This is a genomic window from Streptomyces kronopolitis (genome assembly GCF_014646275.1).
Lineage (GTDB): Bacteria > Actinomycetota > Actinomycetes > Streptomycetales > Streptomycetaceae > Streptomyces > Streptomyces kronopolitis.
Genome location: NZ_BMND01000024.1, coordinates 66,858 through 79,733, shown reverse-complemented (window position 1 = coordinate 79,733; position 12,876 = coordinate 66,858). Strand labels below are relative to the sequence as shown.

Below are 12,876 nucleotides of genomic sequence, written 5' to 3'. Positions count from 1 at the left end.
CACCCGTCCGCATTCCTGTAAGGCACTAGGCAGGGGAACTACCTATGAGACAGGTCGCACGAAAGGGCCTGATCACCGCGGCGGCCGCCAGTGGCGTACTCGCCCTGGCCGCCGGCTATGCACACGCCGACGCGGGAGCCGCCGGAGGCGCGGCCAACTCGCCCGGCGTGGGATCCGGCAACAACGTCCAGGTTCCGGTCCACGTACCGGTGAACGCCTGCGGTAACACCGTCAATGTCGTCGGGCTGCTCAACCCCGCGTTCGGCAACCACTGCGCCAACGGCGGCGGTGGCGCAGCGCAGGGCGGCCGTCACCACACCGGTGGCGGCGCGGGCGCGGCCGGCCAGGCGTCGAACTCGCCCGGCATCGTGTCGGGCAACAACGTCCAGGCGCCGGTCGACGTTCCGGTGAACGCCTGCGGCAACCAGGTCTCGGGTGGCGGACTGCTGAACCCCGCGTTCGGCAACCACTGCGCCAACGAGACGCCGACCCGTCCGGGTGTACCGCAGCACCCCGGCAGGCCGCACCACCCGGTCACGCCGCACCACCCCGGCAAGCCCCACCACCCGGGCACGCCGGAGCGTCCGGTGACGCCGCACCACCCGGGCACGCCGAGCCACCACACGCCGGTCACCCACCAGCAGACCGGTGGGCACACCCCGCACGTGACGCCGGCCAAGCCCGTGGGGCAGCTTGCGCACACCGGCGCGGGCTCGATCGGGTACGCGGTGCCGGCCAGCGCCGGGCTGCTGCTCGGGGGCGCCGTGCTCTACCGCAGGGCGCGCGCCGCACGCCGGTGACCGTCCGCGGATAGCGCACCAGGCGCACGACGGAGCGGGCCCCGCCTCGGCGGGGCCCGCTCTGCTGTGCTCAGCCGCCGGCGGCGGTCACCACGTGGCGCGCAGCTGCCGGATGATCCGGCGGCGCAGGCGCACCTTGCGGCTCCCGTCGGGATTCAGACGCAGCCGGTCCAACTCCCAGTGCCCGTACTCGGCATGGTCGGTCAGCAGGCGCGTGGCAGCCTTCCGGGACACGCCCCGGGGCACATACACATCACAGAATTCGTATTCCGGCATCGCATCTATTGTGCGGGACCGGCCCCGGTACGGATAGCGTCTGCACTATGTCTGATGCTGCGCAGCCTTCCGCTGCCGAGGTACGTGCCGCCGCCGAGGCGGTCAAAGCCGCGCTGGACCGTCACCTCGACGCGGTCGAACGCCGCTCGGGGGAGGACGATCCGGCCGTCTACGCCGCGTTCGACGAGCTCGCCGCGGCCGCTGAGGTCTATGACGAGCTGCTCTACGACACCTACGACGAGGTCACCCCCTTCGAGATCCCCGGGAACGACGCGCTGCCCGCCTACGCGGGCCCGGAGGAGCCGAGCGCGCTGAGCGTGCTGATCCGGCGCGACTACACCGTCGCCGAACCGCAGCGGCTGCTGCACCAGGCGCAGCGCGTGGCCGACCTCGATCCGGACGCGGCCGACGACGCCGCGGCCGGGAGCGCCGACGCCGCCGCGGTCGTCGGGACCAGCGTGCATGCCGCGCTGGGGGTTGCTGTTCGGCGAGTTCGAACCGGACGAGATCGCCTCCCGGCACAAGGAGTTCGGCCTGGAGGAGGGCGACTCCACCCTGTGGGTGGCGGCCGCCGACGATCCGGCCGAGCCGGGGGAGTGGCTGTCCGCGCCGTTCGACCAGGCCGATCCCCAGCGGGTGGTGTGCCGCTTCGACGTCAGCGCGGTCTTCGACGAGGAACTCGGCGACGACGACCTGATGGAGCCGCTCGACCACGAGCGGTGAGCGGGGGCGGGTGCGCCGCCGCGCCGGCGCACCCGCTTCCGGAGACGACGCCGCCCCGGACCGTCGGCAGGGATCCTGCTGACGGTCCGGGGCGGCGGCCGTACGGGCCCGGCGGGGCTCAGCCGTCCGCCGAGGGCTCCTGAGTGGTCTGCGCGCTCTGCTGGAGGAGGGTGCGCAGCCGGGTGGTGCGTTCCTTGACGGGCACCTCGGCGACCGCCCGGGGCAGCGCCTGGTCGACGCCCTGGACCACCGAGAGATGGCGCTCGCCGCGGCTGAAGGCGGTGTAGACCCAGGCGCGGGTCAGACCGCCGGCAGCATCCCCGGGGAGCACGACCACCGCGGCGGGCCAGCGCATCCCGGCGGCCTGGTGCGCGGTCAGCGCCCAACCGTGGCGCACGGCTCCCGCGCCGACCTGCTCGCGCGGCACTACGACCGCCGCGCCGTCGCAGTCGAGCCGCAGCCCGGACGCGTCCGCGCCGGTGACCGTGCCGGGCACCGTACGGCCGGGGGCGGGGGCGTAGGCCACCCGGTCGCCGGGGTCGAAGCCGCCGAACCGGCCGGGGCCGGGGTTGAGCCGCTCCTTCAGGGCGGTGTTCAGCGCGCGGGTGCCGGCCGCGCCGCCGTGGCCGACCGTGATCACCTGCGTCCGGTCCGCGGGGACCCCCAGCGCCCGGGGCACGGAGTCGGCGACCAGCTGGACGGTGCGGTGCACCGCCTCACCGGCATCGCGCGCCGGGACGATCACCACCTCCTTGCCGGGCGCCTCTACCTGGCTCAGCTCGCCGATGCCGATGCCGGACACCAGCTCGCCGATCGGCCCGAAGTCCGGGGTGCGGGAGGCGACCTGGGGGCAGAAGCGGGCCGCGAGCAGATCGGCGAACAGCCGTCCGGGACCGGCCGACCACAGGACGCCCGGGTCGCCGCTGAGCACCAGCCGGGTCCCGTCGGGCAGCGACTCGACGAGGAGCGCGGCGGTCTCCAGATCCAGCTGCGGGGCGTCCAGCACCACCAGCAGATCGAGGGCGAGGGCGCCGTCGGTGTCCCGGCCGGGGCCCTGCTGCCCGGACAGCAGTCCGGAGACGGTCACGGCGGCGCTGTCGAGGGCAGGGCCGGGGGCGGTGCCGGGGGCCGCGGTGCCGGGCGCGCAGGCGGCGAGGTCGGCGGCCAGGCGGCGGCGGCCGTTCTCGGTGTGGGTGGCGCCGAAGGCCAGCAGGCCCAGCGCGCGGGCCGCGGCGAGCAGCTCGGCCGGTTCGGCGCGGGCCGCCTCGGCGCCCGTGTGCGCCACCACGCCGCTGTGGGCGGCGGCGCGCAGGAGCTCCGCGGCCGAGGGCGACGGTGCGGCGGCCGAGGCGGCCTCCCACGCGGCGGCGGAGGGCCGCACGGGGCGGGCGGGGGTGAAGTCGTCGGTGGGGATGACGTCGTCAGTGGGGCCGGACGGCGGGGCGGATGCAGGGCCGGACGCGCGGGGCGCCTCGGGGCCGGTCCCCGCCTCGGCCTCGGCGTCGGCGTCGGTGTCGGGTGCCGGGGCGGTCTCGTCCCCGGTGGTCGTGCGGTCCTCGTCGGCTGCCGGTTCCGCCGCGGTCGTGGTGTCCTCGGCCGGGGCTTGGGCGTCGGCCGGGGCTCGGACGTCGGCCGAGGACGGGGCGTCGGCCGTCTCCGCCTCCGGTCCGGCGACCGCTTCGAAGGTGTTCAGCAGCCGTGCCAGGCCGTCGGCGACGCTCTCCTCGGCCATCGCGAACCGGTCCAGGCCCAGCAGGATCCGGACCGGCTGTGCCTCCTCCTCGTCCCCACCCGGGGCGGGGCGGGCCTTGCCCGGCTCCTCGATCGCGTCCTGGAAGACCAGCACGGCACCGTCCGCGATGGCGGTCTGCAGGGCCTCGTCGGGGTCGGGCACCGCGCGCTGGGCGAGCGCCGCACGCAGCGTGGAGGCCTCCAGGGCGGAGTGCCCGGCGACGGCGGCCTGTTCCAGCAGCCAGCCGACCAGCGCCTGCGCGCGCCGCTCGTCGTCCGGCCCGCAGGCGGGGCCGAGCAGCGCGCGGGCGAAGCCGTCGGCCTGCTCGGGGCGCACCCCGGGCACGGCGAGCAGCTGCCAGGGGTCCTCGTGCAGCGTCTCGGCGGCCTGCTCCCCGAGCACCTCGGCGGCCCGGTCCGCCAGCGCCTCGGGGGCGCCGCCGGCCGCGAGGACCTGCCGTACGCCGTCGGCCCCGGGGGCGTACGCGGCCGGGCCGTGGGCCGCCGCGGGGCCGGTGGGGGCGGTCGCCCCGGCGGACGGTCCCATGGCGCCGCCGTCCACGGGGGGACGGGCCGGTCCGTCGGCCCCGGAGGCGGGGTGCTGCCGGGACGGTTCCGGGGCCGGGCCCGCCGGGTGCTGCTGCGGTGCGGGGCCTGCGGAGGACGGGGACCCCGCGGCGGGCTGCTGCCGGGCGGCCGCGGCCGGTTTGGCGGGGCGCGGGGTGTCGGCGAAGAAGGAGGCGGCCGAGCGCTCGCCGGTCTCCACGGCCCGCACCGCCGCCGCCAGCGCCTCCGCGGTCGCCTTGGCCGATCCGGACGCCCCGGTGCCCCGGGCCGCACCGCTCGGAGCGGCGGGAGACCCCGTGCCCGCGGCCTGCGCACCGCCCGCCGCCGCGTCCTCGCCCGCCCCGGCGGCGTCCCGCGCGGGCGGCACGCCATCCGCCGCCGGGCCGTCTCCCGGAGCCTGCGCCGTCCCGCCGTCGTCCGCGGCCCCGGCCGGGCCGCCGCCGTCCCCGGCAGCACCTGCCGGAGCGCCGTCCCCCGCGGCGTATTCCCCGGTGCCGTCTCCCGCAGCGCCTTGCCGGGGGCTGTCCTCCGGAGCCGTCGTGCCGTCGTCGGACGCCGTGGCCACCCCGGAAGAGCTGGGGGCCGCCGCGTCTGCCGGGCCGTCGGTGGTCCCGCCCGGCGCCGTCGCGGGGCCGGGTGCCTGGGCATCCGCGGTCCCGGGCGCGGCCTCCTGCTCGGGCGCGGTGTCGCCGGCGAGGCGGTCGGTACTCACAGCGTGCTCCAGTCCTGATCGGGGTAGTGGTGCACCGGAGCGGACACATCGTCCAGCGCCCGGCGGATCTCGTCAGGAAGACTAAGGGCCTCCACTGACAACGCCGCGCCGAGCTGCTGTGCCGTGCGGGCGCCGAGGATCGGCGCGGTCACTCCGGGGCGGTCGCGGACCCAGGAGAGCGCGACCTGGAGGGGGGTGACGGCCAGTCCGTCGGCGGCGGTGGCGACCGCGTCCACGACCCGGCCCGCCGTCTCGTCGAGATACGGCGCGACGAACGGCGCCATGTGCTCGGAGCCGCCCCGCGAATCGGCCGGGGTACCGTGGCGGTACTTGGCCGTCAGCACCCCGCGGCCCAGCGGCGACGACGGCAGCAGACCGATGCCGAGATCGAGCGCCGCGGGCAGCACCTCCCGCTCCACGCCGCGCTGGAGCAGGGAGTACTCCATCTGCGTGCTGGCCAGGCGGTTGCGCACCCCGGGCGCCGCGAGCTGCCAGGTGCCCGCCTTGGCGAGCTGCCAGCCGGAGAAGTCCGACACCCCCACATAGCGCGCCCGTCCGCTGCTGACGGCGAGGTCGAGGGCCGCCAGGGTCTCCTCCAACGGGGTGTGCGCATCGAACGCGTGCAGCTGCCAGAGGTCGACGTAGTCCGTGCCCAGCCGCTCCAGGGACGCGTCCAGGGCGGCGAGGAGATGGCGCCGGGAGCAGTCGACCCGGCGGTCCGCCTCCAGGACGCTGCCGGCCTTCGTCGCGATCACCAGGTCGGCGCGCGGCACCAGGACCTCGGTCAGGCGGCCCAGGAGGTATTCGGCACCGCCGTCGGCGTAGATGTCCGCGGTGTCCACGAGGGTGCCGCCGGCCTCCCAGAACGCCTTGAGCTGGTCGGCGGCTTCCTGCTCGTCCGTGTCGCGGGCCCAGTTCAGGGTGCCGAGCCCGAGGCGGGTCACGCGCAGGCCCGTTCGGCCGAGGTGCCTTTGCTCCATGAGCCTTGAGATTACTGGCCGGGAGCGAGGATCAGGGGACCTGTGGACAACCCGCCGATGACGGTCGGCGCGGGTGCGCGCTACAGTCCCCGCAACAGCGACGTTACCGATCGGTAAGGGGAGCGGCATGAGGCTTGGCATCAACCTCGGCTACTGGGGCGCCGGGATGGACTCCGACAATCTCGCGGTGGCGCAGGAGGCCGACCGCCTCGGATACGACGTCTGCTGGGCCGCCGAGGCGTATGGCTCCGACGCCGCCACGGTGCTCTCCTGGGTCGCCGCGCAGACCGAGCGCATCGACATCGGTTCGGCGATCTTCCAGATCCCGGCGCGGACGCCCGCGATGACCGCGATGACGGCCGCGACCCTGGACTCCCTCTCCGGCGGCCGCTTCCGGCTCGGCCTGGGCGTCTCGGGCCCGCAGGTCTCCGAGGGCTGGTACGGCGTCAAGTTCGACAAGCCGCTGGCCCGCACCCGCGAATACGTGGACATCGTCCGCAAGGCCATGACCCGCGAGCGGCTGTCCTACGAGGGCGAGCACTGGACCCTGCCGCTGCCCGGCGGCCCCGGCAAGCCGCTGAAGCTGACCGTGCACCCGCAGCGCGAGCACATCCCGCTCTACATCGCCGCGATCGGCCCGAAGAACCTGACCCAGACCGGCGAGATCGCCGACGGCGCGCTGCTGATCTTCCCCGCCGCCGAGCATCTGGAGGAGACCGCGGTCACCCACCTCCGCGCCGGCCGCGAGAAGGCGGGCAAGACGCTGGAGGGCTTCGACATCTGCCCGACGCTGCCGCTGGCCCTCGGCGCGGACAAGGACGTCAGCGCGCTGGCCGACATGTTCCGCCCGTACACCGCCCTGTACGTCGGCGGCATGGGGAGCCGGAAGCAGAACTTCTACAACCAGCTGGCCCGGCGGATGGGATACGAGAAGGAAGCCGTCGAGATCCAGGACAAGTACCTGGCCGGCGACAAGGAGGGCGCGGCCGCCGCGATCCCGGAGCGGCTGATCGACCAGACCACGCTGCTCGGCTCCGTCGAGCGGATCGCCGAGCGGATGCAGGCCTACGCGGCGGCGGGCGTGACGACCCTGACGCTGGCGCCGGCGGGCTTCGCCCTGGAGGACCGGCTGGCGTCGCTGCGGGCGGGCACCGAGGCCCTGGAGCGCGCGGGACTGGCGTAGGGGAGTACAGAGTCGTCAGGGGCGCCGGGCGCCGTCGGGCCCGTCCCGTCGCGGTGGCCCCGTCCCGTCGCGGCCGTGGTGGGGGCTCGGGGGTCCTCCCCGCCACGGCCGTCGCGCTGCACAACGCCGTGACGGGCACGCCGGTTACGCCCGCCGCGGGGGCAGTCCTTGCCCGAACGGCCCAAGGGACCGCGACTGCGGTTGCCGCCCGTCGGACACCCCACTTGACTCGGTCTTCGCGGGTGTGTCCGTTCGGAGGTGGCGCAGATGTTCTCGGCCCGAAGCCTGTTCCAGGAGATCGTCGACAACGACGACTCCTACCGACTGTTCTGCTCCATCGCGGCCAGCGGCGAGGCCCAGGGCGGCTGGGAGAACGGCCGGATCGCCGCACTGATCCCCGCTTCCATGCGCGCCCTGGCACCCAAGGTCACCCGGCACGGCGCCGACGAGGACAAGCACGGCCGGATCTTCCACGCCCTGATGCGCAAGCGTGGCCTGACGCCCACCCCCGTACCCGGCGAGACCGACTACACCGCCCTGCTGGAGCGGCACGGCATCGGTCTGGCGCACGACAAGCTGCGCCGCAACGAACCGCTCACCGAGCTGGACATCATCACCTACCTCGCCCACAGCCGGGTCACCGAACAGCGCGCCGCCGACCAGATGGACATGCTCACCCGGCACTTCGCCGACCACCCCGAGGTGGGCAGGGCGATCCGGATGATCTCCCATGACGAGGAGAACCACCTCGCCTACTGCCACGAGGAGCTGCTGCGGCTGGCCGGCGCCGGGCACGGCCGGACCATCCAGCGGATCCTGCACGAGTGCGCCCGTGCCGAGATCGTCGTCTACCGGGACGTCAGCCTGGCCGTGATGGACCACATGGGCCGCATCCTGGCCTGGCCGAGGACGAAATCGGCCGCACTCGCCACCGGGATCCGGGCGGTGTACGGCTACGAGCGGCTGGGCGGCTGGCGGCGGATGGTCAGCCTCCGGATGCCCGAGCGGCGCGACGCGCTGGGCGGCCCGGCCACCTCGGCCCCCGAGTTCGCCTGAGCCCGGTGCCCGGGCGGGCCCGCGGCGCCGGCGTCACAGCCAGCCGCGGCGCTTGAACAGCCGGTACAGCGACACCTCGATGACCACCATCAGCCCCAGGATCGCCGGATACCCCAGGTGCCACGACAGCTCCGGCATGTCGTGGAAGTTCATGCCGTAGATGCCGGCGATCAGCGTGGGAACGGCCGCCAGCGCCGCCCAGGCCGAGATCTTGCGCATGTCGTCGTTCTGCCGGACGCCCATCTGCGCGAGATGGGCGGCGAGGATGTCCGAGAGCAGCCGGTCCAGGCCCTCCACCGACTCGTTGGCGCGGGTGAGATGGTCCTCGACATCGCGGAAGAACGGGCGCGCGTGATCGTGCACGAACGGCACCCCCGGGTTCTGCAGGCGGGCCATCGGCTCCGCCAACGGGCCGGTCGCCCGCCGGAATTCGAGCACCTGGCGCTTGAACGCGTAGATCTCGGCCGCGGTGTTCCGGGTGTCGCGGCCGCGCACCGGCGCGAACACCTCCGCCTCCAACTCCTCCAGATCCACCTGGAGTTCGGCCGCCACGTCGATGTAGTGGTCCACCACCGCGTCGCTGACCGCGTAGAGCACCGCGCCCGGGCCGTGCCGCAGGATCTCCGGGTGCTCCTCCAGCCGGTGGCGCACCGCGGCCAGCGGGCTGGCCTCCCCGTGGCGGACGGTCACCACGAACGAGTCGCCCACGAAGACCATCAGCTCCGACGACGTCACCGTGTCCGCCCGGTCGTCGTAGGTGACCGGCTTCAGCACCATGAACAGGGAATCGTCGTAGACCTCCAGCTTGGGCCGTTGGTGCGCCTTGAGGGCGTCCTCGATCGCCAGCGGGTGCAGGGCGAACTCGGACCTGACGCGCGCGAACTCCTCCTCGGTCGGCTCGTACATCCCCAGCCACAGGAAGGAGTGCCCCTCGGCCCGCGCCGCGTGCAGGGCATCGGAGAAGTCCGTCGCGCACTCGTTGCGACGGCCCTCCCGGTAGATGGCGCAGTCCACGATCACACCTGGCATTCTCGCCCCTCGTCCGGCCACCTGCCAGAAAGGCGCCCGCGGAACGTAGGCTGGCGGCCATGCCCACGCTGATCCTGGTGCGGCACGGCCGCTCCACCGCCAACACCGCCGGGGTGCTCGCCGGGCGGGCGCCCGGAGTCGCCCTCGACGAGCGCGGCGCCGCCCAGTCCGCCGCGCTGCCCGCCCGCCTGGCCCAGGTGCCGCTGACCGCCGTCGTCTCCAGCCCGCTGCAGCGCTGCCGGGAGACCGTGCAGCCGCTGCTGGACGCCCGGCCGTCGCTGACCCTGCACATCGAGGACCGGATCAACGAATGCGACTACGGCGACTGGTCGGGCCGCAAACTCGCCGAACTGGGCGACGAGCCGCTGATGGAGATCGTCCAGCGGCACCCCTCCGCGGCCGCCTTCCCCGGCGGTGAGTCGATGCGGGCCATGCAGGCGCGGGCGGTGGACGCGGTGCGCGACTGGAACGCCCGGATCGAGGAGGCGCACGGCCCCGAGGCCACCTACGCCATGTGCGCGCACGGCGACATCATCAAGGCGCTGGTCGCCGACGCCCTGGGCATGCACCTCGACCTGTTCCAGCGGATCTCCGTCGAGCCCTGCTCGGTCACCGCGATCCGCTTCACGCGGCTGCGCCCCTATCTCGTACGGCTCGGGGACACCGGTGACTTCGGCTCGCTCGCGCCCCGGGAGGACGGGGGCGGCGCGGCGGCCGACCGGGACGCGGCCGTCGGTGGTGGTGCGGGAGCAGCGTGATCAGTCGGCGCAGTAGGGTGGTGCGACGGCGCTGCCCGCCACGCCCCTGCGATCCGCGCAGTGACCGCAGGACGTGCAGCGACCGCAGTGACCCCGCAGTCGAGCAATCGGAGCAGGACGTTGTCCCGTCAGGTGTTCTTCTACGACGCGCCGGACCGCTTCGTGGCCGGTACGGTCGGGCTGCCTGGCCGCCGTAGCTTCTACCTCCAGGCCACCGCGGCCGGCCGCACCACCAGCGTCGCCCTGGAGAAGACCCAGGTCGCGGCCCTCGCCGAGCGGATCGACGAGCTGCTGGACGAGGTCGTACGGCGCAGCGGCGGCAACGCTCCGGTGCCCGCGGTCTCGCCCGCCGAGCTGGCCGACGCCGCCCCGCTGGAGAGCCCGGTCGAGGAGGAATTCCGGGTCGGCACGATGGCGCTGGCCTGGGACGGCGAGGACGAGCGGATGATCGTCGAGGCGCAGGCCCTGGTCGAGCTGGACGCGGACGACGACGAGGAGCTGGCCGACGCCGAGGAGCGGCTGCTCCAGGACGACGAGAACGGCCCGCCGATGCTGCGGGTGCGCCTCACCGGCACCATGGCCAGGGCCTTCGCCAAGCGGGCGCTGGAGGTCGTCAACGCCGGCCGCCCGCCGTGCCCGCTGTGCAGCCTGCCGCTCGACCCGGAGGGACACGTATGCCCGCGCCAGAACGGATACCGGCGGGACGCCTGAGCGCCATGGAGCCCGCCGCCCGCCCGGCCGCGCCGCTGCCCGGTCCCGCCGATCCGCAGGACCCGCCGCCGGCCACGCCCTCGCCCGCCCCGGATCCGCGCGTCGTCCTCCTCGCCGAAGGGGAGCTGACCGTGCGCGGCCGCGTCCCGGAGGCGTCCAACGCGGTGCTCTACTGCACGGTCGCGTACGACGGCACCGGCGGCACCTGTGTCTACAAGCCGGTCGCCGGCGAGCGCCCGCTGTGGGACTTCCCCGACGGCACCCTCGCCCAGCGCGAGGTGGCCGCGTACGAGGTCTCCCGGGCCTGCGGCTGGGACCTGATCCCCCCGACGGTGCTGCGGGACGGGCCGTACGGCACCGGCATGGTCCAGGAGTGGATCGAGCCGCCGGAGAGCGGCGAGGCGGTGCCCGAGCTGCTGGCTCTCGTCGAGGGCGAGGAGCCGGGCCCGGGCTGGAAGGCGGTCGGCCTCGCGCAGACCGGCGAGGGCGGCACGGCGCTGCTGGTGCACGCCGACGACCCGCGGCTGCGGCGGCTCGCGGTCCTCGACGCGGTGATCAACAACGGTGACCGCAAGGGCGGCCATCTGCTGCCCGGCGCCGACGGGGCGTTCTTCGCCATCGACCACGGCGTGACCTTCCACGCCGAGGACAAGCTGCGCACGCTGCTGTGGGGGTGGGCGGGGGAGCCGCTGACCGAGGAGGCGCTCGCGGTCCTGCGGGACCTGCGCACCTCGCTGGAGGACGGCGGGCCGCTCGCCGCCCGACTGGCCGAACTGATCACGGACCACGAGACCGAGGCGCTGCGGGCGCGGGTGGACCGGCTGCTGGAGAGCGGCCGCCACCCGGAGCCGAGCGGCGAATGGCCCGCCATCCCCTGGCCGCCCGTCTGACCGCACGGGCACGGGCACGGGGCGGGCGCCGCGCGGGGGAGCCGGGCCCCCGTATGGCACGCCCGTCCGTCGAACACAAGACCGCCTTTCCGGTCAGAGTCCCGGTCCGGTTCGTATGCGGAACATCCGTCCGGTTAGGCTCATGTCATGCATGCATGGCCCGCTTCTGAGGTCCCCGCCCTGCCCGGCCAGGGCCGCGACCTGAGGATCCACGACACCGCGACCGGCGGACGGGTGACCCTCGCCCCCGGTCCCGTCGCCCGTATCTATGTCTGCGGCATCACGCCGTACGACGCCACCCACATGGGGCACGCGGCGACCTACAACGCGTTCGACCTGGTTCAGCGCGTGTGGCTCGACACGAAGCGCCAGGTGCACTACGTGCAGAACGTCACCGATGTCGACGACCCGCTGCTGGAGCGGGCCGTGGCCACCGGCGACGACTGGACGGCACTCGCCGAGCGCGAGACCGCCCTCTTCCGCGAGGACATGACGGCCCTGCGGATGCTGCCGCCCCGCCACTACATCGGCGCGGTCGAGGCGATACCCGGCATCGTTCCGCTGGTGGAACGGCTGCGGGAGGCCGGCGCCGCCTACGAGCTGGACGGCGACATCTACTTCTCCGTCGCCTCCGACCCGCACTTCGGCGAGGTCTCCCGGCTGGACGCCGAGGCGATGCGGCTGCTGTCCGCCGAGCGCGGCGGCGACCCGGAGCGCGAGGGCAAGAAGAACCCGCTCGACCCGATGCTGTGGATGGCGGCCCGGGACGGCGAGCCGAGCTGGGACGGCGGCTCGCTGGGCCGCGGCCGGCCCGGCTGGCACATCGAGTGCGTCGCCATCGCGCTGGACCACCTCGGCATGGGCTTCGACGTCCAGGGCGGCGGCTCCGATCTCGCCTTCCCGCACCACGAGATGGGCGCCTCGCACGCCCAGGCGCTCACCGGTGAGCACCCGTTCGCCAAGGCGTATGTGCACGCCGGGATGGTGGGCCTGAACGGCGAGAAGATGTCCAAGTCCAAGGGCAACCTCGTCTTCGTCTCGACGGTGCGGCGCGAGGGCACCGACCCCGCCGCGATCCGGCTGGCGCTGCTCGCCCACCACTACCGGGCCGACTGGGAGTGGACCGACGCCGTGCTGGAGCAGGCCGTGGAGCGGCTGGCGCGCTGGCGTGCCGCGGTCTCCCGTCCCGACGGCCCGTCCGCCGACGCCCTGGTCGAGGAGATCCGTACGGCGCTCGCCGACGACCTGGACTCCCCGGCGGCGCTGGCGGCCGTGGACCGCTGGGCCGCGGCCCAGCAGGACGGCGGCGGCACCGACGAGGGCGCCCCCGGGCTCGCCTCCCGCGCGGTCGACGCGCTCCTCGGCGTGGCCCTGTAACACCTGCGTTCTCAGCTCCCGGGGGCGCCTTCACCGGCCGGTGGAGGCGCCCCCGTGCGTGTGCGGCGGGAGCGGAAATCCAG

Annotated in this window: 11 protein-coding genes and 1 pseudogene; 8 read left to right on the top strand and 4 right to left on the bottom strand. The window is 74.7% G+C overall.

The features are described 5' to 3' along the window. Positions 1–44 precede the first annotated feature (44 nt). A complete protein-coding gene (locus tag IEY78_RS35035) occupies positions 45–800 on the top strand; it encodes a chaplin (RefSeq protein WP_189101445.1) in 756 nt (251 codons plus the stop codon). An 87-nt stretch (positions 801–887) separates the two neighbouring features. Here IEY78_RS35035 and IEY78_RS23770 read toward each other — a convergent pair whose 3' ends face one another. Further along, a complete protein-coding gene (locus IEY78_RS23770) occupies positions 888–1,076 on the bottom strand; it encodes a DUF5703 family protein (protein ID WP_006607658.1) in 189 nt (62 codons plus the stop codon). Positions 1,077–1,123: 47 nt separating this feature from the next. Between IEY78_RS23770 and IEY78_RS23765 the strand changes: the two are divergent. Beyond that, positions 1,124–1,799 (top strand): annotated as a pseudogene (locus IEY78_RS23765) (hypothetical protein). A 118-nt stretch (positions 1,800–1,917) separates the two neighbouring features. Here IEY78_RS23765 and IEY78_RS23760 read toward each other — a convergent pair. Then, positions 1,918–4,809 (bottom strand): helix-hairpin-helix domain-containing protein, encoded by a 2,892-nt coding sequence (locus IEY78_RS23760; RefSeq protein WP_189101443.1) that lies wholly within the window; start codon positions 4,807–4,809, stop codon positions 1,918–1,920. Beyond that, the gene (locus tag IEY78_RS23755; protein ID WP_189101441.1) at positions 4,806–5,789 is read right to left on the bottom strand and encodes an aldo/keto reductase; all 984 of its coding nucleotides are present in this window, start codon (positions 5,787–5,789) and stop codon (positions 4,806–4,808) included. Before IEY78_RS23755 ends, IEY78_RS23760 begins: the two co-directional genes overlap by 4 nt. Positions 5,790–5,916: 127 nt before the next feature. Here IEY78_RS23755 and IEY78_RS23750 point away from each other — a divergent pair, with 127 nt between their 5' ends. Together IEY78_RS23750 and IEY78_RS23745 are read left to right on the top strand one after the other, a co-directional pair. After that, complete coding sequence (locus IEY78_RS23750; RefSeq protein ID WP_189101440.1) at positions 5,917–6,972, top strand: LLM class F420-dependent oxidoreductase; 1,056 nt, start codon at positions 5,917–5,919, stop codon at positions 6,970–6,972. A gap of 267 nt (positions 6,973–7,239) precedes the next feature. Beyond that, on the top strand, positions 7,240–8,028 hold the full coding sequence (locus IEY78_RS23745; RefSeq protein WP_189101439.1) for a ferritin-like domain-containing protein: 789 nt from the start codon (positions 7,240–7,242) through the stop codon (positions 8,026–8,028). A 33-nt stretch (positions 8,029–8,061) separates the two neighbouring features. Here the strand turns inward: IEY78_RS23745 and corA are convergent, their stop codons facing one another. Beyond that, positions 8,062–9,057, bottom strand: a complete 996-nt coding sequence (gene corA, locus IEY78_RS23740; RefSeq protein ID WP_189101438.1) for a magnesium/cobalt transporter CorA — start codon at positions 9,055–9,057, stop codon at positions 8,062–8,064. A gap of 59 nt (positions 9,058–9,116) precedes the next feature. On the opposite strand from corA, the gene IEY78_RS23735 reads away from it, so the two are divergent. From IEY78_RS23735 to mshC, 4 genes are all read left to right on the top strand, one after another. Continuing rightward, complete coding sequence (locus IEY78_RS23735; RefSeq protein ID WP_189101437.1) at positions 9,117–9,815, top strand: histidine phosphatase family protein; 699 nt, start codon at positions 9,117–9,119, stop codon at positions 9,813–9,815. A gap of 120 nt (positions 9,816–9,935) precedes the next feature. Next, a complete protein-coding gene (locus IEY78_RS23730; protein ID WP_189101436.1) occupies positions 9,936–10,526 on the top strand; it encodes a DUF3090 domain-containing protein in 591 nt (196 codons plus the stop codon). Next, positions 10,490–11,416: an SCO1664 family protein gene (locus IEY78_RS23725; protein WP_189101435.1), complete on the top strand. Its 927-nt coding sequence runs from the start codon at positions 10,490–10,492 to the stop codon at positions 11,414–11,416. Before IEY78_RS23730 ends, IEY78_RS23725 begins: the two co-directional genes overlap by 37 nt. A gap of 147 nt (positions 11,417–11,563) precedes the next feature. Beyond that, positions 11,564–12,793 carry a cysteine--1-D-myo-inosityl 2-amino-2-deoxy-alpha-D-glucopyranoside ligase gene (mshC, locus tag IEY78_RS23720; RefSeq protein ID WP_189101433.1) on the top strand — a complete coding sequence of 410 codons (1,230 nt, stop codon included), beginning with the start codon at positions 11,564–11,566 and terminating at the stop codon, positions 12,791–12,793. Positions 12,794–12,876 lie beyond the last annotated feature (83 nt).

What these genes read in the sequence shown, in the direction of transcription:
- IEY78_RS35035 (WP_189101445.1), top strand. Translation starts at nt 45, where the DNA reads ATGAGACAGGTCGCACGAAAGGGCCTGATCACCGCGGCGGCCGCCAGT.
- IEY78_RS23770 (WP_006607658.1), bottom strand. Translation starts at nt 1,076, where the DNA reads ATGCCGGAATACGAATTCTGTGATGTGTATGTGCCCCGGGGCGTGTCC.
- IEY78_RS23755 (WP_189101441.1), bottom strand. Translation starts at nt 5,789, where the DNA reads ATGGAGCAAAGGCACCTCGGCCGAACGGGCCTGCGCGTGACCCGCCTC.
- IEY78_RS23750 (WP_189101440.1), top strand. Translation starts at nt 5,917, where the DNA reads ATGAGGCTTGGCATCAACCTCGGCTACTGGGGCGCCGGGATGGACTCC.
- IEY78_RS23745 (WP_189101439.1), top strand. Translation starts at nt 7,240, where the DNA reads ATGTTCTCGGCCCGAAGCCTGTTCCAGGAGATCGTCGACAACGACGAC.
- corA (WP_189101438.1), bottom strand. Translation starts at nt 9,057, where the DNA reads ATGCCAGGTGTGATCGTGGACTGCGCCATCTACCGGGAGGGCCGTCGC.
- IEY78_RS23735 (WP_189101437.1), top strand. Translation starts at nt 9,117, where the DNA reads ATGCCCACGCTGATCCTGGTGCGGCACGGCCGCTCCACCGCCAACACC.
- IEY78_RS23725 (WP_189101435.1), top strand. Translation starts at nt 10,490, where the DNA reads ATGCCCGCGCCAGAACGGATACCGGCGGGACGCCTGAGCGCCATGGAG.
- mshC (WP_189101433.1), top strand. Translation starts at nt 11,564, where the DNA reads ATGCATGCATGGCCCGCTTCTGAGGTCCCCGCCCTGCCCGGCCAGGGC.